Origin of the sequence: Candidatus Rickettsia colombianensi (genome assembly GCF_003664375.1) — a bacterium.
Lineage (GTDB): Bacteria > Pseudomonadota > Alphaproteobacteria > Rickettsiales > Rickettsiaceae > Rickettsia > Rickettsia tamurae.
In genome coordinates, this window is record NZ_RAQN01000009.1 from 137,302 (window position 1) to 160,561 (window position 23,260).

Below are 23,260 nucleotides of genomic sequence, written 5' to 3' on the forward strand. Positions count from 1 at the left end.
TAGTTAAGTAGAACAAAATGCGGCAGCAGATAAAAGCGAAGTAACTTGAGGATCAGTTTTAGGAAAAAATAATTCATTGATAACTACTGCCATATGTATATATAGCATTAAATCAAAATACTCAAAAAATGTTCCAAAACATATTAATCCTATTGCTTCTTTTTGATTACGTGTTAAACTTCTTTGTTCTTTCTCATAGCCGAGCATAATTTCTTTACGAAAGTTAAATTGTAAAGAAATTATACTGTTTTACATAAAAGTCAATAGGAAATTTCGTTTTATACGATAAATAAAGCAATGAAGTGCAACTTATTATTAGCTTATTTTTACCTATTCATTAATGACTTAATGATATGATAATAAACTAATTGAGAGAAAAAATATTTGTACGTCAATCCGGTACTCACATCCTCACATATTTTTTGTATACTGCAGTGTGAGGTGAGTGTTTCCTCATTATAAGATTAGGTTATGCAAGAGGTCTATTGATGGTTTCCTATTTTACCTTATGAACCCTAAATCTTTTTTTGCAATTCTTTTTATATAATTATTTGGCGTACCTGTATTTTTATTAGAAATAGTATTGTTATTAATTAATTGTTTCCCGATTCTATTTACTATATTTTCTGTGCCGCTTAGTTCTAATTTCTTTTGTAACTGTATTGTTTTATATTTCTTATGATCGTTAGTATTTGCATTTTCAACTGCTTTTGTTAACACGCTTTTATGAGTAGTTATTTGTTCCGGTTGTTTATAAAAAGGACTATGTGCTCTACCTATATCTTTCAGTATATCTACTATTATATTTTGTGATGTTATTTTTTTGTATCAGCATATTCTGATGCTGTCCTTAATGTTATTTCTTTACTAAGCTGATTAAATCTCTGTTGTTTTTCTTGATCGGTAAATTTAAAGTAATTCTTATCTTGTAATAAAGCGGTTAATGCTTCGGTTTGAATAGTTTGTTTATACCCTATCTCTGCTAATGCTTGTATATTTTTATAATTACCTATATCTGCTTTTTGTTTTTCTTGATTAATATTATGGTTTAGCTCCTTAATTAACTTTATCCTATCCTGGATCTGATTTACCGAATCTTTAGAACCTTTTAATGATTGCAATCCTATATTTATTGATGAAATTATTTGTGCTACATTATTACCGACTATAGTTGCAGATATCCCCGCCACGTTTACTATATTACTTATTCCATTTGTTATAACCGATGCTATAAATAATGATTTGGTACCTTTATTACTGTTGTCTTTCGTTTGCTGTTTATCATTATGTATATGTCAATCATCTTTTAAAATATCTTTTAACTTTGGATTAATTTTTAAAAGGGCTTGTTGTTTACTCAAATCATCATGATGTTTTTCTAATAATTTATTTTCTTGTGTAAGAAGATGTATCTTTCGAGTATGTACTACATCTATTATTGCTTTACCTACTATAGATGTTGCCATGGCAGTAGCTGATACAAACATAAATGGAGCTGTTGCGGGTGCTATAGTTGCCAGCATAATACTACTTGCTATTAATCCGAGTACGCTAGCTGTGTTCCTGTTACGTTGCTTATTTTCTTTACATTACCACATGTTTTTGAGGTCTTAATACTATTTATAATATTGGATGTTCTTGAGTTAGTTTGTGCTTTATGCTCACTTTTATAAATAGTATTTGGGTGTTGTTCATGGTTTTTTAAGGCGTTTGTGCCTCTACTCATTAATTTTTGTATCTGTTCTTGCTCTATTATATATAAATCATCTTTACTTTTTACTGTTTCTTGAGAAATTATACGCTCCAAGTTACGCCTTTGTATAATTTCTATATCATCCATACTTCTAAATATTGGAGGCTGCTTTTTAGGTACTGTGTTTATATTATTGGATTATGCTTTTTTCTCGGTTCCTTTACAATATCTAAATCTTTTTCTAGTAATTGTGCATATTTATTTTCTTCTTCTATAGGTCTCGCCATTCTATTCGTTCTATTTGTATGCCTTTAATCTGTTTTAGGGTGCATTATAGATAATTATTAAAATTTGTTAATAGTTATCTATAATTAAATTACTTAAAATGCAAATTTAGAGTAAATATTTGTGGTGAATTAGTGTTAATAGAGCAAAGAGAAATAAATAATAACATAAACTAACTAAAAGTTATTGTATTATTAAAAAATTCATATATTAATTAAAATACAAAGTTATTTATTAATCATTATGTCAAATACATCTAAGTTAGAAAATCACTATAATAAATTGTTACAAGATATCATGCTTAAAACATTAGAACAGAATAAAACTGTAGAAACCTATTTAGTACAAGAAGATTTTAGTAGTGCTTTAAGCGAACTACAAAAAATAAACGAAAAGCTTGAAGAATATTGTAAGGTTTTTTCTCTGCTTGAAATAATTAAAACCGAACTAGCTGAAGAAGATAAAGTATATAACTAATTTAATTTATATAAAAGGTGAACGCCGCATTTCGCCTTTTATATTCAATAATAATTTCCTGCTTCAACTTCTAGCTTTTTAAAATGTGATATACCGAGGCTATACCCTATAATAATAGGAATTACTATCATCAATAACCCTAAATTATTAAAACGTTCTGTAAATAAACAAGCCCGAAAGAACTAATTACATACATAGCGGCTCTTGAAGAAGCATATATAAAGCTAGCATAGGTAAATCGTTTAAAAACCGGAAAACTTTTATAAAATATTGGAATTGCCGGAAATTCACTTGGAGAAAAAGTAACTACAATTAGTTGAATTAAGAGAATTTGCCAGCCTTGCGTTATATTATCTAATATTAATAGACTAAATAGAAGAAAAGTTAAAAATATTACTAATTGCGTTTTTAAAATTTTTAGTGGATGAAATTTATAGCATAAACACGTAAGTGCTAGTGCTACAAAAAATTCTACTATAGAAATAATAAAATTTTGATGTATTACTGCTTCAGCGGTATAGTGCAACGAATCTTTAAAGTATATTACTACAATGAATATAAGCAAAATAAAACCACACCGGTTGTGCTAGTTGTATTAAAAAATAATAGATTGCAGTCTTCTTATTAACTTTTTCCTGCCATACAGGATTATTTTTTATCTTTGCTACATCAATTATATTACTATCTTTTATAGTTTCTTGTATTCTACGCTTAGCATCAACAAAATCCGGTGTTTCACGTAAAGTAGTCCTAGCAGCACTACCTATTAATGCAATTCCTGCACCTACCCAAAATGCGATACGCCAATTAAAGCCATAGGATGTAACTAAGGTTGTTACGCCAAGGGCCACAGTTAATCCTAAGCTAGCACATACTCCTACAAATGCTACGGCAGGAAAGCGTTTAGGAACTCCGACAGATTCCGTTAAATATAATTCTGCTCCTACTCTTTCTCCCATGGATGACATACCTTGCACTATACGGCATATGGTTACTATCCAAGCGGCACTAGCACCTACGGGCATAAGTAGGAAGATTAGCCATAACGATGCAAGAAAACGACATTAACATAGTGGTAATAATGACTGTAGATTTCCGACCTATATTATCGCCTATCCAGCCAAATAATAAAGCTCCTAAGGGTCTAAAAATAAAAATAGAACAAAAAGAAAAAGCTGCAAGAAGGCGATTAACGTGAGTATCATATTGCGGAAAGAAAAGCTCATTAAGTAGTACTGCCATATGAACATATAGCATAAGATCAAAATACTCTAAAAAAGTACCTATGGATAGTAAGCCTATAGCCCGTTTTTGTTCTCTGTTTAAACTTTTTTGTTTTTTTCGTATCCCAACACACTTTTTTCTAAAAAGTTAATTTATAGAAAGGTTATATTGAGAAGATTTAAAGTCAAGGAAAAAGTTACAATATTTTATGATTATAGTTATTTAAAACTTCTTTGACTAATGAAGTTGTTATTTTTCTTTTGGAAATTAAAGCAAAATGGTTAATATTTTCTAATATTTCTATAATTTTGGAATATTCCCTAGGCAAATTTACTAAAAGAAAATCTATTATTTGTCTGGATATTGTTACCGAAGAAATAGAAAAATGCTTAAATATTAGAATTTTGATTAATTCATTGTCAGGTGAGTTTAATACAATACTAAGTACTGATTTAATACGTGAAGATAAATCGGATAAAGTAAAATTTCTGCTTTTATCAGATGAGGTAAGTAAAAGATATTTTTGTTTTTCGTTAATAATATTAAATATATGAAGTAATGCCGGCTCTTGCCAGTTTTCAATATCTTCAATGATAAAAGCATTATATTTTTCTAAAATTTCTTCACTAAAAAAAATATCTTTAATAATATAGGCATTGCTTAAATTTTGCCATATTTTGGTTAAATAAGTTTTGCCTGACGAAGAAGGTCCTTTAATTAATAAAGTAAATTTATAAGGATTAACGCCAAAGCTGCACTGCCAATTTTTTATAATATTATAAGCTTGATCGTTAGAACTAGAAACAATAAACTCATCAGGATGATATTTATTAGAAGTAGTAAAACGAAATATATATTGCTGCACTGTTATAAGAATTTTTTAGCCGTCTGTTCGATAGAATTTGCTAGATTTATAAAATTTAATTAGATTCAGGAGTAAAATTTTTGTAATCCCCGCAATCGGTATAGCAAAAAATATTCCAATAATTCCAAATAAACTGCCGCAGGCAAAAATCGAGAATATAATCCAAAGAGGATGCAACCCTATTTTATCACCGATAATTTTAGGAGTTAAAATATAAGACTCAAAAATATTCCCAACTAAATAAATTATCATTATATATAATAATTTTGTGGTCATGCCGAAAGTTAAATAACCGATAATTAGAGTCAAAAGAAACGATATAAAAGTACCGATAAAAGGAATAATAACTAAAAATCCCGTTAAAATGCCAAGTAAAAGAGCGAGATCAATACCTATTACGGTAAATGCAATACTATAATAAGTAGATAATAATAAGCAAATATTTAGCTGTCCTCTTATGTAAGCAGATAACAGATTATTAATTGCCGATAATATTTCAAGGATTTTCGGTCGGGTTTTTATAGGTAATAATGATTTCATGTTTGCAATAATTTTAGCCCAATCACGTAGGAAATAGAATAATATTATAGGTATAAGTAAAAATAAAACAAATATGTTAATAGTAATAATGGTATAACGCCAAAAATTATTAGCAATACTGCCAAGTATAGTAAATATACTATTTATAAAATTGCTTAAAGAATTCTTGATTTTATCAGCAATATCAGGTTCTATCGAATAAATTTTTGCCATTATAGGCGGTAATATTTCTGCTTGTAAATAATTTTTATATTTTGGAATATTATTTATAAAAGTAAAAATTTGTCCATAAATTATCGGCACTAAAATAGTTAAGCTTAAGAAAAATATGCTCAAAAATATCAGATAAATTATGCTTGATGCAAATTTATTTGATATTTTAAATTTTGATGCGATAAAACCTATAGCAGGTTGTAGTAAGTAAGATATTATAGATGCGATAAAAAATGGTTTTACTGTGTCTGAAATTAGCATAAAACTGCTTATAAAAAGCCCTAAAAAAACTAGCCAAAATATAGCGGTTCTATTCATATTATTTTCCCCATTTTCTATACGAAGATCAACTTCAAAAAGAGCTAGGAGTTCACAAGGCAAGGTGAGCTGCGTATACTTAATATAGTTCGAACCGCAGCTCTTGTAGAACATTGAGCCAATTTTTGAAGCTCTATCTTAGTATTAAGATTTTTTAGCTACTTGTACGGTAGCAGGACGAAGTAGTCTATCTCTAATTTTATATCCTGATTGCATTAAAGTAATAATGCTATTCGGTGCATGATCAGGATGTTCTATCTGCGAAATTGCATTATGTAAATTATAGTCGAACATTGAACCTATTTCCGGCTTTATTTCTTCAATATGATGTTTATGAAAGATTTTGTCCAGCTCATCTTTAGTCATCTGAACGCCTGCAATAATATTTGTGACTTCTATATCAGAATTTGCCGGTTTATGTGCTAATGCTCTTGAAAGATTATCACTAACATTTAGTAGTTCTTTAGCAAATGTAGCAATTGCATAATCTTTTGCTTCGTCACGTGCTTTTTCTAAACGCTTCCTTGTATTGTCTATTTCGGCAGTAGTTCTAATTAGCTTGTCTTTTAGCTCTTCAATTTCTGCTTTTAACGCTGTTATCTCTGGATTTGCTGTTTCAACTATCTCTTCAGCAATATCATTTATTGTTTGTTCATTATTTTCTATATTATAATCTATCATATTATTTACTTATATATTTATATTCTTTTTTGAGATATATATAGATATAATAAAAATTTTTTCAATGGTAAATTAATATTATGAGACAGTCAGGAAGAAAAAGCAACCAATTACGTCCTATTTCATTAGAATTATCCCCGCTTGTTAATGCGGAAGGCTCATGCCTTATTAAAATCGGTAATACGCATGTTATGTGTAGTGCTACTTGTGAAACTACCGTACCGCCATTCTTGAGGGGACAAAATCAAGGTTGGATTACTGCCGAGTACGGTATGCTTCCCGGTTCTACATCACAGCGTATTAAAAGAGAAGCAGCACTCGGAAAACAAGGCGGAAGAACGCAAGAGATACAGCGTTTGATAGGTAGGGCGATGCGATGTGTAATTGACTTGAAGAAACTAGGGGAGAGGCAAATTATCATAGATTGTGATGTTATTAATGCTGACGGCGGTACTAGAACGGCAGCAATAACAGGGAGCTATGTAGCATTGCACCTAGCTATTAGATCCTTGATGAAAAAGAGAGTTTTAAAGGTGAACCCGTTAATTAGTCAAATTGCAGCTATTTCTTGCGGTATATATAAAGGCGAGGCAATACTAGATTTGGATTATTTGGAAGATAGTGATGCCGAAGTGGATAGTAATTTTGTGTTTGCAGGTAACGGTAATTTAATTGAAGTACAAGGCACGGCAGAGAAAAATCCTTTTTCCGAAGAGCAGTTTTTAGCAATGTTAAAACTTGCCCAAGGCGGCGTGGCAGAATTGTTTAAACTACAAAATCAAGTACTACTTGGGTCTTAGAAAGTTGCTACGTGGATCAGTTTTCCCGTCATTATTGACGAAGCAATCCAGTAAAAAATGCTGATTTATAGCATTTTTTTGTTATTTTTCTGGATTGCCGTGTCGCTTCGCTCCTCGCAAAGCATTGTTGTGTGGATCAATTTCACCTCTGTCATCCCGTGGCTTGACCACGGGATGACACAGTGGGTTTTACCGGTCCATGCAACAATGCCTCCTTGCAATGACGGTTCATGTATCCACGCAATCAAGCTTCCACAGGAATAACATATTTATTAAGCGTATAGATTATCATCAAAAGCAATATGTTCACCTGATAATGTAATTATCTTATCTCGATTGGTATTATTTATAAATACCTTATGATTAAGGTCTGTTACTTTAACATTACTATGTGGTCCTAAGATCAATTCCTTAATATCACCTATGGTTTCAAACGTAACACGCTGATTAGCTCCAATTGTTATTTTATCACGGGATATATTAATATTTGCTGTTCTACTTTCTTTGGTAAAAGTAATAGTTCCATATTTCGGATCGTTCATATTTTCCTCTTTGAATGAATTTTAAGTTGTAAAATTATTACTACAATATGCCATATACTACTTCAATTAAATTTTTTTTAATTTAGCTCTTTACTTAATTTATAATTATTATTACAGTGTATTTTTTAAATTTAAGCGTCTATGGCATTAAGATTATATTATTGTCTAATATGTCTTATAATTATTTTAAATATTAATAAGGTGCATGCCTCGGCATGGTCGTTAGAGCAGGGAAGATATAGATATAGTGTAGGGGGTAATAAAGTTAATAAGATATCAAAAAACGAGAAAAAGCCAAGAGAAGAAGCCGTTTTATACATAAGAGAAAGAGTAGCTTATCTATGGGAATACCTCAAAAAAGTGAGTGATCAGCCGAGTCTTCATGCAAAAATCTTACGACAAATAAAAAGATTAGAGCAGAAGATAGTAGAATTATCATCTTACCAAGAGAGCAATTTGTAAGTAGTACTGTAGAATACGGTATTACCGATAATCAGAGATAAAAACTTATTAGGTAAAAAACAAGCTACTAATTTAAAAGCTATTATCGATAATGAGATAATGATTGATATATTATATGAAAATAAAATATTGCCGCTAATAAGCAATATTGCTTATATTAAAATTTATAATTATTCTTATATACAAGCCTATGTAGTGAATGGTTATTTTATATATGAAGATGTTCATGGTAATAAAATAACTGCTATAAATGATCTAAAAATATTGTTTAGTAATAATAATATTTTTAGATCTATAATGCTGATCAAGAAATATTATTTTTATAAATTATTAGAAAAAAATTTCGCCCATGTAACTAGTATCAAAGCAAAATATGCTCTTGAATTTAAAGTCGGACCGATTATTGCTAAGAATATTAATTATACCAATAAAATAATAATATTTTTCGTCGTGTTTATATCCACATTGATTTATCTGCCGGTTTTATTTCATGTTGCTAATAATATAAGCTATTGTTTGCAAAATATTTTAAAATCTCTGTTATTTATAAGGGCAGTAAAGGAATTGCCTTCGGTACAAATGTCATTCCTACACTCCTCTATGTCATTCCTGCTTTCGTGGGCATGACATGAGATCTTACATAGACGACAAAGCAAGTAGTATCCAAGATTATCAGGCGAAACCAAAAATTTCTCAGAATGAGGAAAAAGCTTTACCAGTTTATACAGTTTTAGTACCATTATATAAAGAATTAAGTAAGTTAAGGTCAATAATTAAAAATATTTCATTAATTAATTACCCAAAAGATAAGCTAGACGTTAAAATTATTATCGAAGATGACGATTATCTAATGATTAAAGAAGTAGCCTTATATAATTTACCGTCTTATTTTCATGTTATATCTGTTCCGAAAAGTTTACCAAGAACTAAGCCGAAAGCCCTTAATTATGCTCTAGAATATTCACGTGGTGAGTATCTAGTAGTATATGATGCTGAAGATAAACCTGAACCTGAACAGCTACTTAAAGCTCTAACAATGTTTAGAAGTTTATCTGATGAATATGTTTGTCTTCAAGCTAAGCTCAATTTTTATAATAAAAATGAGAATATTTTAACCAAAATGTTTAATATAGAATATAGTTTATGGTTTGAATATATCTTGAAAGGATTAAGTTTGCTAAAACTTCCTACACCTCTTGGGGGTACTAGTAATCATTTTAAAACGGATATATTAAATAAGCTTGGCGGATGGGATGCTTATAATGTCACAGAAGATGCCGAGCTTGGTATAAGAATTTACTCACAAAACTATAAAGTAGCTATCCTTGATTCCTATACTCTAGAAGAAGCTCCGAATAGTTTAGGTAATTGGCTAAATCAAAGATCACGTTGGATTAAAGGCTTTTTGCAAACATTTTTTGTATTTAAAGCACAAAAAGATAAATACCAAAAGTTTACTTTATTGCAAGTAATAACAATTGACATTTTTCATCGGCTTATCTACTTATAATTTTTGGAGTTTACCCTTTATAATATTTTCTATTGTTATAAATAAAAATTCTATAATTAATTATTTATGGCTTATTAATAGTATTTTTTCGCTTTTATATCTTTATAGTGTTGCTCTGTATATATTAAAAAATTCTTTAAAAAGCGGAAAAGTAAAATTTCAGGATATAGTAGCTTTAATCTTATGGGCTAGTTATTTTATAGTATATACTGTAGCTTCATATAAAGCCGTATTTGAAATAATTTTTTGTCCTTTCAAATGGAGTAAAATTAAACACGGCACTAGTTTAGAGGATTTTGAGAAAGAATAGACCTCTAATAAAAAAATTTTTATTCTTGCCCCTTGAATTAACAAAAATAGAATATATATAGTATGTACATTTAAAGATTTAATAATTGGAGGTTAAAATGTCTTTTAAACCATTGCATGATAGAATTGCAATAAAGCCTATCGAACACGAAGAAAAAACTAAAGGTGGAATTATTATTCCGGATACCGCAAAAGAAAAGCCAATGCAAGGTGAAATAGTAGCCGTAGGTAACGGTATTCGTAATAAAAAAGGCGAAATTCATCCTTTAGAGCTAAAAGTAGGCGATAAAGTTTTATACGGTAAATGGGCAGGCACCGAAATTGAAATTAAAGGTGAAAAACTGATCGTTATGAAAGAAAGCGACGTATTTGGTATTATTAATTAATTATTTGTTTTAAGGAGAAATTAAATATGGCAACAAAACTTATTAAACACGGTTCAAAAGCTCGTGAGCAAATGCTAGAGGGCATTGGTATACTTGCAGATGCAGTAAAAGTTACTTTAGGTCCAAAAGGCAGAAATGTACTTATCGAGCAATCATTTGGTTCACCGAAAATTACCAAAGACGGTGTGACGGTTGCAAAATCGATTGAGTTAAAAGATAAAATTAGAAATACAGGAGCTCAGCTATTAAAATCAGCTGCTACAAAAGCTGCAGAAGTAGCTGGTGACGGTACTACTACAGCTACGGTACTTGCTAGAGCATTAGCTCGTGAGGGTAATAAGTTAGTAGCTGCTGGTTATAATCCTATGGATTTAAAGCGTGGTATGGATTTAGCGGTAAATGCAGTAGTAGAGGAAATTAAAAAGTCTAGTAAAAAGATTAATAGCCAAGAGGAAATCGCACAGGTCGGTACTATCTCTTCAAACGGTGATAAGGAAATCGGTGAGAAAATTGCTAAGGCAATGGAGGAAGTCGGTAAAGAAGGCGTGATAACCGTTGAAGAAGCAAAGAATTTTAGCTTCGATGTTGAAGTAGTTAAAGGTATGATGTTTGATAGAGGTTATCTATCTCCGTATTTTGTAACGAATTCCGAGAAAATGGTTGCTGAGCTTGAAAACCCTTTCATCTTACTATTTGAGAAAAAATTATCAAATTTACAACCGATGTTACCTATACTTGAGGCTGTAGTGCAATCACAACGCCCACTATTAATTATTGCTGAGGATGTTGAGGGCGAAGCTCTTGCAACGCTTGTAGTCAATAGATTACGTGGTGGTTTAAAAGTTGCGGCAGTAAAAGCCCCCGGTTTTGGCGATAGAAGAAAAGCAATGATGGAAGATATTGCTATCCTAACTAAAGGTGAGCTTATTACTGAAGATTTAGGTATGAAGCTTGAAAATGTGAGTATTAAGAGTTTAGGGACGGCAAAAAGAGTAACAATTTCTAAAGAAAATACCGTAATTGTTGATGGTAATGGTGATAAGAAAAATATTGAAGATAGAGTATTACAAATTAAATCTCAAATAGCTGAAACTACTTCTGATTATGATAAAGAAAAACTACAAGAGCGTTTAGCTAAACTTTCCGGCGGTGTCGCCGTATTAAAGGTTGGTGGTGCTACGGAAGTTGAAGTGAAAGAGCGTAAAGATCGTGTTGAAGATGCACTTGCTGCTACAAGAGCGGCAGTTGAGGAAGGTGTTGTTGCCGGTGGCGGTGTAACATTACTTCATGCATCACAAACTTTAACAAAGCTTAAAGTAGAGAATAAGGATCAACAAGCAGGTATTGAAATAGTAATAGAAGCTTTAAAGGATCCGCTAAAACAGATTGTTGAAAATGCCGGTGAAAACGGTGGCGTAGTAGTTGGTAAATTACTAGAAGAACATAAGGATAAAAATTATGGCTTTAATGCTCAAGATATGCAATATGTCGATATGATTAAAGCAGGAATTATTGATCCGGCTAAAGTAGTGCGTACTGCACTTCAAGATGCTGCTTCCGTTGCTTCGTTAATTATTACCACGGAAACTTTAATTGTTGACGAATCTTCTGATAAGAAAGAGCTAATGCCAACGCGTGGCGGTATGGGAGGTATGGATTTCTAAGTCTATATCTCCATAAGATAGGTTATGCAATAGGTCTATAAACCCGTTTTGTTGTATTGCTCGTTTCCCTCATTGCGAGGAGGCATTGTTGCGTGGACCGAAAAACCTGTTCAATGTCATATCATGGCTTGACCACGGTATCCAGAAAACAACTAAAAATACTAATAATATTAGTATTTTAAACTGGATCCCGCTACAAGCTCGCGGGATGACAATTAAGAAACTGGTCCACGCAGGCCATGCCTGCTTGCAATGACGATTTTAACAACGTGCTGTACAACACATTATCAAGTCGCAGTAGGACACTGAAAAACTGATTTATGCAACAAATGGGTTTTAAAGCGATTCTTTGCTTAATTTGAAAATAAATTCTTTAATAAAACTCCCTCTCTTCCTCAAAAAATAAAATATAGAATTTCTTGTAATTATTTTAATAAATGATTGTAAATATTTTTTAATTAGTTAAAATAGCTCAACCTTTGGTATTTATCCTATGAGACTGTAAACAGTCTCATAGGATGATCAAAAGGTTTAAATAAGAATAGATTTCTTGTTAAAGCTATAGGCAAGGTTAATCTACAATGTATATATTCGTTTAATTTAAAAAATTAGTAATAAAAGTTTCTAGCTTTTGGTCGGTTAAACTACGCTAACTAAAATTAGTAAGGTTTTAGAAAAATTACTATTCTTATTTTTAAAAAATCTTATAATTTATACAGTTAAGAAAGACTAAAATAAGATAATTTAAATTTTATATATAAAACTTAAAAAATTAGGTTCTAAAAGAAATCTAAATAATGTGAATTTAGGATAAAAGATAAAATAATAGGGTAGGGTAGTACGAAGCTCGCCACAAGCTTAATTTTTCCTATTAATATTAACTAAAGCTAGGTTTTATTAATATTTACTGAAAATAGCAAATTAACTAGAAATATTAATAGAACTTAATAAGTTTATTGCTTTAATTGGTGTTTAGTTATTCGTAAGTATAACTATTAACTGAATTAGTATAAATTAAGGAGGTATTTTTGCTCCAAAGGGTTATTAAACATTTAAATCATAATTTATCTAAACATGATATTGTTGCTCAAATAACAGGTAGGATCAAACATCCAATATCAATTTTATATAAATTATATCGTAAGGGTATAAAGTTAGAAGAATTAACAGATATTTTTGCGATAAGAATAGTAGTAATAGATGAAGAGAAATGTTATAAAGCTTTAAAAGTAATTCATGATCTTTATGAGCATGAAAAGGATAAATTTAAAAATTATATTCTTAATCCTAAACCAAACGGCTATCAATCTTTACATACTATTATTACAACTGAGGATAATTATAAAATAGAGATACAAATACGTGATCATAAGATGCATTATCATGCAGAGAGCGGTGAAGCTGCACACTGGAAATATAAAAATAGTTTTTAGCTGATATACACTTTTTTTCTTTCTAAAGTAGTATTGCATACTCTTTAATTTATTTTGTATTATTTTGAAGTTTTAAAAAGAAATTTCGTAAACCGATTTTTTGAAATATTTCTTTTTGTTCTGAAGGGAAATGTTGCTTGATAAAATTAGTGCAAACTTAATAGTTGTTGTTCTACGGTTCGTATTTCTAAATAAGCTGCTATGAGTAAGAAGCTTTCTATAGTTTCTTTTACTGTTTCTAAAGCCTTTTCCGGCGATTTAGCATTTATAGTTTGTAAATTATGTAGGCGATCAAATACTTTAATAAGTGCTATATCATATCTTTGTTCTTGGATTAGTAAATTTAACATTTCACCGGAGCTAATTTTACCGTATGGCTTAATTCTTGTTAAACGTTCACGCTATCGGCAATATTCTTATCAAAAATTTTGCTAATATCAGCATGTGTAAGTATTGTATCCTCTATAGTATCGTGAAGAAGGGCAATATTTATCATATATGATTTGTAAAGTTTAGGAGCTTCAAGAGCTGTAAAATCTGCAAGCATGATTGCAACTTTTATAGGATGAGAATAATAAGGTTCTCCTGATTGACGCATTTGAGAAGCATGATATTTATGGGTATAATAAAGACCTTTTTCAATTTCTGTTATATCTATAGGTGAATCTACTATAGTATTCAAATATTTAATTCGATCAATTAATTTTTTACTATAATCACAAACCTCAAATTTTTTCTGCCAAGTATCAATATCTTCCATAAACCTACTAATTATTTAAACTTCTTTTAAAAGGAATATATGTATACAATTAGTATAAAATATTTTTATAAGAAAATTAATAAGATTTTAGAAAGACATGATATTTGTTTTTTAAATTTATTGATAATCAATGGTTAAGCACAAGTTAAACTATATCTTGATTTTTAAATAGGATTATATTTTTGTTAACATGATAAATTGAATATATTACTATAATAATAGCTAGTAGCTTAAGTAAAAATATAAAAATAGTTAATAAAACTTAATAAAAAGAAAGGTATTTTTTTATTTATTCTCAAATATTTTTTCACTTTAATGGTTTATAACTTCTTGCAATATATTAAAAATTTAGTAAGCATTGTTAATTGTAAAGGTAGATTATTATTCAATCTATTTTTATATATATCGAAATACAATTTAAATTAATAGGTAAATTATGACTAAAAAACTAGTTGATAACAAAATAGCTCCTAATAAAGCAGAGTACGATAAGAAATTTTCGCATATCTTAGATGTTACCCCATATCATGGGGCAGTAATCTTACCGAAGACAATGGCTTTAGTTTGCGAAGAGTTAAAGTTGTTAAGATAGCTCACAGAAAAATGAGATGGAAGGAGGAAAAAAATCCTTTCCTGGTGATGTTGACTTTCCTGATGATACTCTAAGTGCACCGGCAATTAAAGAGGGACCTCTTCTTAGCGGTGGAAAAGAAGATGAGAGAGATTCTGTTAATTATACTAATGCAGAAATGCGACAATTTTCATCTGACAAAACATTTGATTGGAGAGATGGAAGCAAGTACCATCATGTTCATAAAGTAAAAGCCGGTGACAAGTTTGATATACATTGGGATTATACCATGGCACATAAAACACGTGGTTATACATATGCGATCACTGATCATCCTACTGACTTTTCTCAAAGACTAACTTTTAATGAGTTTAAGACATTTTTTGAAAATATAAGCCAAGAAAAACCATTTTGGAGTCATCAATTACCTGCTTCTACGGATCACTCAATAATTCTTCCGGAAAGAGAAGCAGGATTTCATGTTCTTTTAGAAAGATGGATGTAGATGATACAGACATGGCATTTCATCAATCAGGGGTTCTTGAATATGAAGCAAGTTTAGGTGGTAAAGGGTCTGGACATGGACACCATCACGATGCTTAATTAAGCTTTAAAGCAACTTAATAGCGTATCGTCATGGGTTAAGCGACACAAGGTGTTATTGTGTGGATACCCAAGTCGTCATTGTGTGAGGAAAAATTGAAAATTTTGACGAAGCAATCTCGTGCCAAAATCCTGAGATTGTCACGCTTCTTTCAGTCGCTCGCAATCATGATGAAAAGCATTTCATAGCACTTAAATTCCGTTACTATCTACTCAAAGCTTTTAGACCTTCCTTTAGACCGTCTTTTATAAATGAAATTTTAGCTTGTTTACCGTCAGTGGTGATTAGTTCTAAATAATTATCATTAGATAAAATCATGTCTAGATCGTCTTTTGTAATAATAGCTAAAGCCTGACAGCCGTTTACCGTACAATTTACGTATTTTCCGGCTGATATTCGTTTGTTACCGCTATTAATAACTGTACCTGCCGGAATTTGAACATTTGATGGGACTACTTCGATTATCTTTAATTCCTGTTCTTCTTGCTCCCCATTGAAATAACCTATGTGATAAATGGCTAATATTTCCTTTTCTTTATCTTTCTCTAGATTATTAATTTGTTGTGATAAGAAGCAAAGTTGTTTTTTCTCATTATTAAGAGTACAATTTAAAGTCCAAGCTCCGTACTTTTTTGGTGCTGTTGATGCGTTGATGTTTGCTATGCTATACAAAACAAAAGTGCCGGTTATTATAAATAACCCACTAAAAACAAAAGCAATTTTTTTTATACAATCTTTCATATAATTTTTAACCTTTTTAAAATATTTTCTTTTCCTAAAATTTCTGCAATTTCAAATACGCTAGGTGAAGCCGTCATACCTGTTATTAAAGCTCTTAATGGTTTCATAATGTCATTCAGCTTTAAGCCGTTTGCTGTTGCTATTTCTTTAAATTTATTCTGTACGGATTCCTTATCAAACTGCTCAAGTTCGCTTAAGTTTTCTATAACTTGTTTGATTAAATCCTTATCGCAATTTTCTATAATTTCTTTTGCATCTTGGTTGTAGATGATAGGCGAATCTACGAGATAAATTTGAGCAAGGCGTGTTAGTTCTAGTAATGTTTCACTTCTAACTAACAAGCTTGGCATTGCTTGGGTTATATAGCTTATTTCCTTCTCGCTAACCTTATAGTTTTGTTTCAATATCTCTACAGTCTTTGAAGTTAAGCTATCATTGTCAAGCATTCTTAAGTAATGAGCGTTAAGGCTATTTATCTTAGCAAAATCAAGCTTAGAAGGTGATTTACCGAGTGAATCAAGATTAAACCATTCTATAGCCTGAGTCATTGAGATAATTTCATCATCGCCGTGACTCCATCCAAGACGCAATAAATAATTACATAAACTTTCCGGTAAATATCCCATACCCTTATAAGCTTCAACGCCTAATGCTCCATGCCTTTTGGATAATTTCGCCCCGTCTGCTCCATGAATTAACGGTATATGAGTCATGCTAGGTACTTCATAGCCGAAAGCCTGATAAATAGCGATTTGCCTTGCTGCATTGGTTAAATGATCGTCACCTCTAATAATATGAGTTATACCCATATCATGATCGTCTACTACAACGGCTAGCATGTAAGTAGCAGTGCCGTCTGCTCTTAATAGTACCATATCGTCTATATGAGAGTTTTCAATTACTACCTCGCCTTGTAAGGTATCATGAATTGTTATGCTGCCCTCTCTTGGAGTTTTTAGACGTATTACCGGTGTAATATCAGTAGGGTAGGTAGATGGTTCTTTGTCACGCCACTCGCTGTTAAAAATAAAATGCTGTTTATTTTCTAAAGCTTTTTGTCGCTGTCTTTCTATTTCTTCTTGGCTAGTAAAACAATAATATGCTTTACCGTCTTGCAGTAATTTTAGTGCAGTTTCTTTGTAAAGATTGTTACGTTTAGCCTGGAATATAACCTCACCGTCCCAATCAAGCCCTAGCCATTTTAGACCTGAGAATATAGCTTCTACTGCGATGTTCGTTGATCTTTCTTTATCAGTGTCTTCAATGCGAAGCAAAAACTTACCGTTATGATGCCTTGCGAACAAGTAGTTAAAAAGGGCAGTTCTTGCTGAACCTATATGTAAAAACCCCGTCGGTGACGGAGCAAATCTAGTAATTACGCTATTAGTCATTTATTATCTTTTTTAAATATATACTAAGAACTGTGTCATACCGTAGCTTGACCACGGTATCCAGAAAACAACTAAAAATACTAATATTATTAGTATTGTTAACTGGATCCCGCGATCAAGTCGCGGGATGATATATACTCTTTCTCCCCAAACACATAAAATAATTTACATCTATATCATCGCTTAATTTCCATTCATTTTTAATCGGATCATATACCAAGCCTTTTAGCTCTTTAATTTCAACATCGGTATCCGTAAGCATTTCGTAAATTTCCGATGGTTTTAGGAATTTGCTATAATCATGAGTGTTTTTAGGCACCCAACCTAAAACATATTCAGCAACTGTTATTCCAAGTACATAAGCTTTTTTAGTGCGGTTAATCGTGGAAATTATTGCCATACCGTTGGGCTTAATATGCTTCACCAAATTCAGTATGAATTGCTGCACGTTTTCTACATGCTCAATAACCTCAAGACAAATTACCACATCATATAGTTTGTCACTCTGTAATTCTTCTATAGTAGATTGTAAATAATTTATTTTTATGCCGTTTTCCTTAGCATAAGCAGTTGCCGTTTCAATGTTACTTTGCAATGCATCAATGGCTGTAACGTTAAAACCTTGAGCCGCTAAAGGCGTTGCAATTAATCCTCCACCGCAACCGACGTCTAATATTTCTAATTTAGAAATATCGTTAAACATCTTCTCAAACTCTACTTCTAGAGGTAATTTGTGCGTCAATCCGCTGCTTGCATCCTCACGTACTTCTATGTACGCTGCGGTGCTGTGCTGCGTGTTTCCTACAAATTCCTCTCTATAAGCGAGTTTGGAAAGGTGTCTATTGTAATGCGTAGTTATTTTCTCTATTATATATTCAAGGCGAATAGGGTTTATTCGGTGTAAGATACCGAATTCCCCGTCCTTATTCCACCAATTGTGAGAAATTTTCTCAAATTTTTCTAATTCTTTTTTATCGATTGAAGACATAGTCTATGATTCTTTCCAATGTCATCCCGTGGCTTGACCACGGGATGACAAGAGGCCATACAACAAACATATATAATATATTCAGATGACTTTAATAATACTAGCCTTAATTTTAATTAGCTGCATATTTGCTCCCCTTGGCTGTATTGCCCTATGGAAGAGATATATTTATTTCGGCGATGGGCTTGCTCATAGTAGTTTTTTAGCGGCTAGCATAAGTATTATAGCACATTTTCCATTAATATATTCAGGCATAATAGTTGCAATTCTTTTTTCGTTTTTTGTGTTTATTTTTAAAAATAATTCTGAAAAAAACGCAGTTATTAATTTGATTTCTAGCTTTATGCTAGCTGTTGCTTTAGTTATTAATTATTTTACTTCTTTGCAGAATAATATAGTGAATTTGTTGTTTGGGGATATTTTATCCGTGTCTTTTAATGATTTGATTATACTAGGAGTAGTCCTAATAACTATTATAGGCTTTATAGTATATTTTTATAATCAAATTCTTCTTATCATTATCAATAGAGATATTGCAGTCATAAAAGGCTTAAAGGTTAATATTATTGAGCTAATATTTTTACTTCTTCTCTCATTATCGGTATTTTCTGCTATAAAGATTGTCGGAGTACTTATGGTAACTGCTATTTTACTTATTCCTGCAATGATTGCACGGTTTGTAGCATATAGCCCCTCCCAGATGATTATAATATCAATTCTTATATCTTTATTTATTAATTTTTGTGCCGCATTTAGCTCTTTCTACTTTGATTTACCTTTAACTCCATTGTTTATTATATTAGGTACGTTTATTTATGGTTTGTTGTATTTAAAGCGATTATTATGAACAAAAATGAATTTACTGAATATGTCAAAGAATTGTTAGAACCATATGGTTCAGTAGCCGTTCGTGCAATGTTTGGTGGATATGGTATATATAAGGGTGGTGTTATGATGGGAATTATTAAGAGCAATGAATTATATTTTAAGTCAGACCTAAGCACTTATGAATATTTTCAATCTTTCGGTTCTGAGCCATTTGTATATCAAAGTAAAGATAAACTTGTAACTCTATCATATTGGAAGGTGTTACCTGAAATTATGGAGGATCAAGAGTTATTAGGCAAGTGGTTTAAATTAGTTTTGAATGCTGCTATTAATAGTCAAAAGAAAAAATAAATGTCACCCCGTGGTCAAGCCGGTGTTGTTGTGTGAATCGGTTTCACCACCGTCACCTAGTTCGCTTGTCCACGGGGTCTAGTTAAAAATACTAATAATATTAGTATTTTTAGTTATTTTTCCGGATACCGTGGTCAAGCCACGGGATGACAATGAACGGGTTTTTCGAGCCATGCAACAATGCCGGTCAAGCCATGTGATGACGTTGTTGGTTTTTCATAATCTCAAGATAGTCAATTTTGCCGTTTGCAAGCAGAGGTATTTCTGAATCGGTAATAATTACTTTCGGTAAATGTAGTAAAGAAATTTGAGCTTTAGATACGGCATCTGCAAAATTCTCGCTATTTATATCGGAACCGGTAGTAAGTAAAATAATCTTTTCTCCGTGTGTTTTGTCGGGGATAGAAATAGCAGCGTGTAAGGAATCAGGATCAATTTCGCTTGCAAGTTCTTCAATTTTTGTAAGAGATATCATTTCTCCCGCTATTTTAGCAAAGCGTTTTAAACGTCCTAAAATTGTTATGTATCCTTCAGAATCTATTTTGACTATATCGCCGGTGTCATACCATTCTTTATAAGTATAGTTGCTTTCTAAGTCTAAGTAACCAAGCATGATGTTAGGACCCTTAATGAATAAACATCCCCCTTCATTTATTCCCTCTACTTTCTCAAGCTTATAATCAATTTTCGGTAATAATCTTCCTACCGTGCCTGCTTTATTATGCATAGGGGTATTGCAAGCTATAATAGGTGCGGCTTCTGTAATCCCATACCCTTCAAAAATACGTATGCCGTACTTATTAAGCCAAAATTGTCTTGTAGATTCTTTTAATTTCTCGCTACCGGCAAATATATAGCGTAATGAGTAAAAATCATATGGGTGAGCGTAATTAGCATAACCGTTTAAAAAAGTATCAGTAGACATTAATATAGTTGCTCCAATATCGTATGTAACTTCGGGAATGCTGCGATAATTTAGTGGAGAAGGATATAGAAACAGCTTAATACCGTTTAAAGTTGTAATAATTGCACCACCAAGACCAAAACAATGAAATAAAGGTAATGAGTTAAATACTATATCTTCAGGGCTAAAAGGTACTTTAGCAGTTATTTGATATCTATTAGTTTGTAAATTTCTGTGAGATAATAATACGGCTTTAGGTTCACCTTCAGTACCCGAAGTAAAAATTATCACTGCCGGTTTTTCGTCATCACGATTACGACAAAAATAATTGTAATAAGTTTGGGCAAAATAACTTCCTATTTTTGCTTTTAGTTTTAGAGCTGTACCAATCTGATTTTTAAAATCTTCTAAATATATTATTTTAATACCGAAATCTAATAAGTTAGTTATTAATTCATGTAAATTTGCTTTCTCGATAAATTGTTTTGAAGTGTAAACTACTTTAATTTGTGCAAGTTTACAGGAGTTAATAATAGTACTTATGCCGCTGCTCCAGTTAATTATAGCAGGAACATAACCACTAGATTGCATAGCGTAAAAAGTAATTAACGTATTCGTGGTATTAGGCAACATTAAGCCTAAATTTCTGCCAAAGATATTATTCTTTTTGATTAAATCACCTAGGATAAAAGATTTTAATATTAAATCTCGATAAGTAACCGCATTATTTTCAAAATCATCAACTATTTTTTTCTTAAATCCATGAATTTTAGCAGCTTCTATAAGAGATGAGAATAAAGTATTTTTATAGTCTGAACTCTCAAACATCATGTCAGCCATGATATCATAAAGAGTCCTAGATATATAACTGCGTCGTTCTTGATTGCTTGCAGCATCCATATTAGCGAATTTTACCGGTGGTAAAACGGTTATAGTAATTTTAGGAAATATTTTTCTTTTTAATATGTTTTTTAATTTTGATAAATGAGTAAATTGAGTACCGTCTATTCTAACCGGTAAAACGGTAGCACCGGCTTTATCGGCAATCATTCCCGGTCCTTCGTATATTTTCATTAAAGAGCCGGTAACGCTTATTCTACCTTCAGGGAAAATTGCTACTTTCTGATCCCTTTGTACTTCTTTTACTAAAGTCTTTATTGCCATTGGGTTACTTGGATCAACCGGCAAAGTTCTTGCCATACGTAAAAACGGTTTAATCCACCATACTTTTTGTATATCGGGACTAATTGCAAAAGTCATTTCTTCTCGTAAGTAAGTAGCAATTAGCGGCGGATCGAGATATGAAATATGGTTAGCGACAACTACTACTTTTTTACCTGCTTTTTGAAAATTTTCAAATCCTTTAACTTCAACCTTATACATAAGATCAAAACAGATTTGGAATATTCTTCGCAATAGCTTAAACGGAATAATTTTAACTTCAGGTATTAAACGGTAAATATGTATAGTAATGATTATATTAGCTAGGCTAATAAATAATATAATCCAAGGTATAGTGAAATTTAGATAAAATAATAAAGATAAAATAATTGTTGATCCCACCATGAAAATGGAATTGATAAGATTGTTAACGGCAATAATTCGACTACGATGAGCAGGGTTTGCGTAATGCTGTAATATCGCAAAAAGAGGAACGATATATAAACCGCCTATTGCCGCTAAGAAAAATAAATCTATAACTATTCGCCAATTATGTCTTTTCGATAAAAATACTAAAATACTTTTTAGTTGAGTAGGTTCGTAGTTAACTGAGCTAATTCTACTTGCAAAGAATAAATCAATACCGAAAATACTAATGCCTAGGGCTGAAATAAATAGATATTTAACGGTAATCTCATCTTCAAATATTTTGCTACATAAAAATGAACCGACCCCAACACCAAGCGAGAAAACCGCTAAAAATAAATTAGCAACATTCTCATCGGCTTTAAAAGTTATCTTAGCAAGTAAAGGTATTTGAGAAATTATAGCAGCTCCAATAAACCAAAACCATGAAATACCAAGTATAGCTAAATATATCTGTTTTTTTGCTTTGGTATATTTAATCATATTTATGCTTTCATCTATAATATTAAAATTTATTTTAATATCACGATTTGCGTTTTTAGATTTTTGGGAAAAAAGGCTTGTAATAAAGCCAAGAAAAGCGATGGTAATTAAGGAATAAATTATAAAATTATTGCTGATTGTATTATAATAGCTGCCGATTATAGTACCGATAAGAATACCGATAAAAGTTCCGGCTTCAACAAAGCCGTTAGCTCCAAGTAGTTCGTCTTTATTTAGGTGATCAGGTAATACGCTATATTTGATTGGACCGAAAAAAGTAGAGTGTATACCCATTAAGCAAATAGAACAAAACAGAATTAGCAGATTATTATGATGAAATCCATAAATTGCAAAGGCAATTATACCGATTTCACAAATCTTAATAATTTTAATAAGATTTGCACGCTCGTATTTATCGGCAATTTGTCCTGCTATGCTTGCGAATATTATGAAAGGTAGTACAAAAGTAGCATTAGCAATTAAAACAAGTAGATTATTATATTTACTTAAAGAACCGGTAATACCGTATGTTATAAGGATTACTAGGGCATTTTTTAATATATTATCATTAAGACAACCGCATAACTGCACTATAAAATTTGGTAAAAATCGTCTATCTTTGAAAAGATATAATTTGTTTGTGTCCATAT

At 31.3% G+C, this 23,260-nt stretch carries 32 protein-coding genes and 1 pseudogene; 15 read left to right on the top strand and 18 right to left on the bottom strand.

From position 1 onward, the window contains the following. Nucleotides 1–3 precede the first annotated feature (3 nt). The 5 genes from D6968_RS05900 to D6968_RS05205 all read right to left on the bottom strand — a co-directional run bounded on the left by D6968_RS05900 (nucleotide 4) and on the right by D6968_RS05205 (nucleotide 1,840). On the bottom strand, nucleotides 4–207 hold the full coding sequence (locus D6968_RS05900; protein ID WP_245969200.1) for a hypothetical protein: 204 nt from the start codon (nucleotides 205–207) through the stop codon (nucleotides 4–6). A gap of 294 nt (nucleotides 208–501) precedes the next feature. Continuing rightward, on the bottom strand, nucleotides 502–720 hold the full coding sequence (locus D6968_RS03220; protein ID WP_121543344.1) for a hypothetical protein: 219 nt from the start codon (nucleotides 718–720) through the stop codon (nucleotides 502–504). Between the two features lie 95 nt (nucleotides 721–815). Next, nucleotides 816–1,190, bottom strand: coding sequence for a hypothetical protein (locus D6968_RS03225; RefSeq protein WP_121543346.1), 375 nt, complete (start codon nucleotides 1,188–1,190; stop codon nucleotides 816–818). A 105-nt stretch (nucleotides 1,191–1,295) separates the two neighbouring features. Further along, nucleotides 1,296–1,523 carry a hypothetical protein gene (locus D6968_RS03230; RefSeq protein ID WP_245969203.1) on the bottom strand — a complete coding sequence of 76 codons (228 nt, stop codon included), beginning with the start codon at nucleotides 1,521–1,523 and terminating at the stop codon, nucleotides 1,296–1,298. Between the two features lie 14 nt (nucleotides 1,524–1,537). Beyond that, nucleotides 1,538–1,840 (bottom strand): hypothetical protein, encoded by a 303-nt coding sequence (locus D6968_RS05205; protein WP_177717197.1) that lies wholly within the window; start codon nucleotides 1,838–1,840, stop codon nucleotides 1,538–1,540. Nucleotides 1,841–2,221: 381 nt separating this feature from the next. Here D6968_RS05205 and D6968_RS03240 point away from each other — a divergent pair, with 381 nt between their 5' ends. Further along, nucleotides 2,222–2,455: a hypothetical protein gene (locus tag D6968_RS03240; protein WP_023507708.1), complete on the top strand. Its 234-nt coding sequence runs from the start codon at nucleotides 2,222–2,224 to the stop codon at nucleotides 2,453–2,455. Nucleotides 2,456–2,594: 139 nt separating this feature from the next. Here D6968_RS03240 and D6968_RS06515 read toward each other — a convergent pair whose 3' ends face one another. From D6968_RS06515 to grpE, 6 genes are all read right to left on the bottom strand, one after another. Next, nucleotides 2,595–2,981, bottom strand: a complete 387-nt coding sequence (locus D6968_RS06515) for a hypothetical protein (protein ID WP_342767349.1) — start codon at nucleotides 2,979–2,981, stop codon at nucleotides 2,595–2,597. A gap of 7 nt (nucleotides 2,982–2,988) precedes the next feature. Next, a complete protein-coding gene (locus D6968_RS06520; RefSeq protein WP_342767350.1) occupies nucleotides 2,989–3,480 on the bottom strand; it encodes an MFS transporter in 492 nt (163 codons plus the stop codon). Beyond that, nucleotides 3,464–3,712, bottom strand: coding sequence for an MFS transporter (locus D6968_RS06525; protein ID WP_121543348.1), 249 nt, complete (start codon nucleotides 3,710–3,712; stop codon nucleotides 3,464–3,466). The genes D6968_RS06520 and D6968_RS06525 overlap by 17 nt, the downstream gene beginning before the upstream one ends. Nucleotides 3,713–3,875: 163 nt before the next feature. Beyond that, nucleotides 3,876–4,544 carry an HdaA/DnaA family protein gene (locus D6968_RS03255; RefSeq protein WP_121543350.1) on the bottom strand — a complete coding sequence of 223 codons (669 nt, stop codon included), beginning with the start codon at nucleotides 4,542–4,544 and terminating at the stop codon, nucleotides 3,876–3,878. 15 nt (nucleotides 4,545–4,559) lie between these two features. Next, the gene (locus tag D6968_RS03260; protein WP_121543422.1) at nucleotides 4,560–5,615 is read right to left on the bottom strand and encodes an AI-2E family transporter; all 1,056 of its coding nucleotides are present in this window, start codon (nucleotides 5,613–5,615) and stop codon (nucleotides 4,560–4,562) included. A gap of 144 nt (nucleotides 5,616–5,759) precedes the next feature. After that, nucleotides 5,760–6,296 carry a nucleotide exchange factor GrpE gene (gene grpE / locus D6968_RS03265; protein WP_121543352.1) on the bottom strand — a complete coding sequence of 179 codons (537 nt, stop codon included), beginning with the start codon at nucleotides 6,294–6,296 and terminating at the stop codon, nucleotides 5,760–5,762. 80 nt (nucleotides 6,297–6,376) lie between these two features. Here grpE and rph point away from each other — a divergent pair, with 80 nt between their 5' ends. Both rph and D6968_RS05210 read left to right on the top strand, forming a co-directional pair. After that, a complete protein-coding gene (rph, locus tag D6968_RS03270) occupies nucleotides 6,377–7,096 on the top strand; it encodes a ribonuclease PH (protein WP_121543354.1) in 720 nt (239 codons plus the stop codon). A gap of 78 nt (nucleotides 7,097–7,174) precedes the next feature. After that, nucleotides 7,175–7,360 (top strand): hypothetical protein, encoded by a 186-nt coding sequence (locus D6968_RS05210; protein WP_177717240.1) that lies wholly within the window; start codon nucleotides 7,175–7,177, stop codon nucleotides 7,358–7,360. 8 nt (nucleotides 7,361–7,368) lie between these two features. On the opposite strand, the gene D6968_RS03280 is transcribed toward D6968_RS05210, so the two are convergent. Then, nucleotides 7,369–7,638, bottom strand: coding sequence for a hypothetical protein (locus D6968_RS03280; protein WP_023507710.1), 270 nt, complete (start codon nucleotides 7,636–7,638; stop codon nucleotides 7,369–7,371). A 141-nt stretch (nucleotides 7,639–7,779) separates the two neighbouring features. Between D6968_RS03280 and D6968_RS03285 the strand changes: the two genes are divergently transcribed. The 8 genes and pseudogenes from D6968_RS03285 (at nucleotide 7,780) to D6968_RS03310 (ending at nucleotide 13,402) form a co-directional block, all read left to right on the top strand. Next, complete coding sequence (locus D6968_RS03285) at nucleotides 7,780–8,100, top strand: hypothetical protein (RefSeq protein WP_245969205.1); 321 nt, start codon at nucleotides 7,780–7,782, stop codon at nucleotides 8,098–8,100. Nucleotides 8,101–8,199: 99 nt separating this feature from the next. Beyond that, on the top strand, nucleotides 8,200–8,727 hold the full coding sequence (locus D6968_RS03290; protein ID WP_245969207.1) for a hypothetical protein: 528 nt from the start codon (nucleotides 8,200–8,202) through the stop codon (nucleotides 8,725–8,727). Nucleotide 8,728: 1 nt separating this feature from the next. Then, on the top strand, nucleotides 8,729–9,610 hold the full coding sequence (locus D6968_RS03295; protein WP_245969210.1) for a glycosyltransferase family 2 protein: 882 nt from the start codon (nucleotides 8,729–8,731) through the stop codon (nucleotides 9,608–9,610). Further along, nucleotides 9,579–9,920 carry a hypothetical protein gene (locus tag D6968_RS05905; protein ID WP_245969212.1) on the top strand — a complete coding sequence of 114 codons (342 nt, stop codon included), beginning with the start codon at nucleotides 9,579–9,581 and terminating at the stop codon, nucleotides 9,918–9,920. The genes D6968_RS03295 and D6968_RS05905 overlap by 32 nt, the downstream gene beginning before the upstream one ends. Nucleotides 9,921–10,017: 97 nt before the next feature. Beyond that, nucleotides 10,018–10,305 carry a co-chaperone GroES gene (locus tag D6968_RS03300; RefSeq protein WP_014412487.1) on the top strand — a complete coding sequence of 96 codons (288 nt, stop codon included), beginning with the start codon at nucleotides 10,018–10,020 and terminating at the stop codon, nucleotides 10,303–10,305. A gap of 26 nt (nucleotides 10,306–10,331) precedes the next feature. Further along, nucleotides 10,332–11,969: a chaperonin GroEL gene (gene groL / locus D6968_RS03305; RefSeq protein ID WP_121543360.1), complete on the top strand. Its 1,638-nt coding sequence runs from the start codon at nucleotides 10,332–10,334 to the stop codon at nucleotides 11,967–11,969. Between the two features lie 88 nt (nucleotides 11,970–12,057). After that, nucleotides 12,058–12,222: pseudogene (locus tag D6968_RS05215) on the top strand (MFS transporter); the annotation flags it as partial. A 775-nt stretch (nucleotides 12,223–12,997) separates the two neighbouring features. After that, nucleotides 12,998–13,402 (top strand): bifunctional (p)ppGpp synthetase/guanosine-3',5'-bis(diphosphate) 3'-pyrophosphohydrolase, encoded by a 405-nt coding sequence (locus tag D6968_RS03310; protein ID WP_121543362.1) that lies wholly within the window; start codon nucleotides 12,998–13,000, stop codon nucleotides 13,400–13,402. Nucleotides 13,403–13,548: 146 nt separating this feature from the next. Here the strand turns inward: D6968_RS03310 and D6968_RS06655 are convergent, their stop codons facing one another. Both D6968_RS06655 and D6968_RS06660 read right to left on the bottom strand, forming a co-directional pair. After that, on the bottom strand, nucleotides 13,549–13,752 hold the full coding sequence (locus tag D6968_RS06655) for a hypothetical protein (RefSeq protein ID WP_245969214.1): 204 nt from the start codon (nucleotides 13,750–13,752) through the stop codon (nucleotides 13,549–13,551). A gap of 38 nt (nucleotides 13,753–13,790) precedes the next feature. After that, nucleotides 13,791–14,162, bottom strand: coding sequence for an HD domain-containing protein (locus D6968_RS06660; RefSeq protein ID WP_245969216.1), 372 nt, complete (start codon nucleotides 14,160–14,162; stop codon nucleotides 13,791–13,793). A gap of 436 nt (nucleotides 14,163–14,598) precedes the next feature. Between D6968_RS06660 and D6968_RS05220 the strand changes: the two genes are divergently transcribed. Together D6968_RS05220 and D6968_RS03320 are read left to right on the top strand one after the other, a co-directional pair. After that, nucleotides 14,599–14,754 (top strand): hypothetical protein, encoded by a 156-nt coding sequence (locus D6968_RS05220; RefSeq protein ID WP_177717242.1) that lies wholly within the window; start codon nucleotides 14,599–14,601, stop codon nucleotides 14,752–14,754. Nucleotides 14,755–14,770: 16 nt separating this feature from the next. Then, a complete protein-coding gene (locus D6968_RS03320) occupies nucleotides 14,771–15,238 on the top strand; it encodes a lytic polysaccharide monooxygenase (RefSeq protein ID WP_245969218.1) in 468 nt (155 codons plus the stop codon). A gap of 303 nt (nucleotides 15,239–15,541) precedes the next feature. Here the strand turns inward: D6968_RS03320 and D6968_RS03325 are convergent, their stop codons facing one another. The 3 genes from D6968_RS03325 to ubiG all read right to left on the bottom strand — a co-directional run bounded on the left by D6968_RS03325 (nucleotide 15,542) and on the right by ubiG (nucleotide 18,457). After that, entirely contained in the window at nucleotides 15,542–16,078 is a 537-nt protein-coding gene (locus D6968_RS03325; protein ID WP_121543364.1) for an invasion associated locus B family protein, read from the bottom strand. Next, nucleotides 16,075–17,469, bottom strand: a complete 1,395-nt coding sequence (gene gltX / locus D6968_RS03330; RefSeq protein ID WP_121543366.1) for a glutamate--tRNA ligase — start codon at nucleotides 17,467–17,469, stop codon at nucleotides 16,075–16,077. Before gltX ends, D6968_RS03325 begins: the two co-directional genes overlap by 4 nt. Nucleotides 17,470–17,584: 115 nt before the next feature. Next, complete coding sequence (gene ubiG / locus D6968_RS03335; RefSeq protein ID WP_121543368.1) at nucleotides 17,585–18,457, bottom strand: bifunctional 2-polyprenyl-6-hydroxyphenol methylase/3-demethylubiquinol 3-O-methyltransferase UbiG; 873 nt, start codon at nucleotides 18,455–18,457, stop codon at nucleotides 17,585–17,587. Between the two features lie 85 nt (nucleotides 18,458–18,542). Between ubiG and D6968_RS03340 the strand changes: the two genes are divergently transcribed. Beyond that, nucleotides 18,543–19,304 (top strand): metal ABC transporter permease, encoded by a 762-nt coding sequence (locus D6968_RS03340; protein WP_008580849.1) that lies wholly within the window; start codon nucleotides 18,543–18,545, stop codon nucleotides 19,302–19,304. Continuing rightward, a complete protein-coding gene (locus D6968_RS03345; RefSeq protein ID WP_121543370.1) occupies nucleotides 19,301–19,636 on the top strand; it encodes a TfoX/Sxy family protein in 336 nt (111 codons plus the stop codon). Before D6968_RS03340 ends, D6968_RS03345 begins: the two co-directional genes overlap by 4 nt. A gap of 187 nt (nucleotides 19,637–19,823) precedes the next feature. Here the strand turns inward: D6968_RS03345 and D6968_RS03355 are convergent, their stop codons facing one another. Further along, nucleotides 19,824–23,258, bottom strand: a complete 3,435-nt coding sequence (locus tag D6968_RS03355) for an acyl-[ACP]--phospholipid O-acyltransferase (RefSeq protein WP_121543374.1) — start codon at nucleotides 23,256–23,258, stop codon at nucleotides 19,824–19,826. Nucleotides 23,259–23,260: the final 2 nt, after the last annotated feature.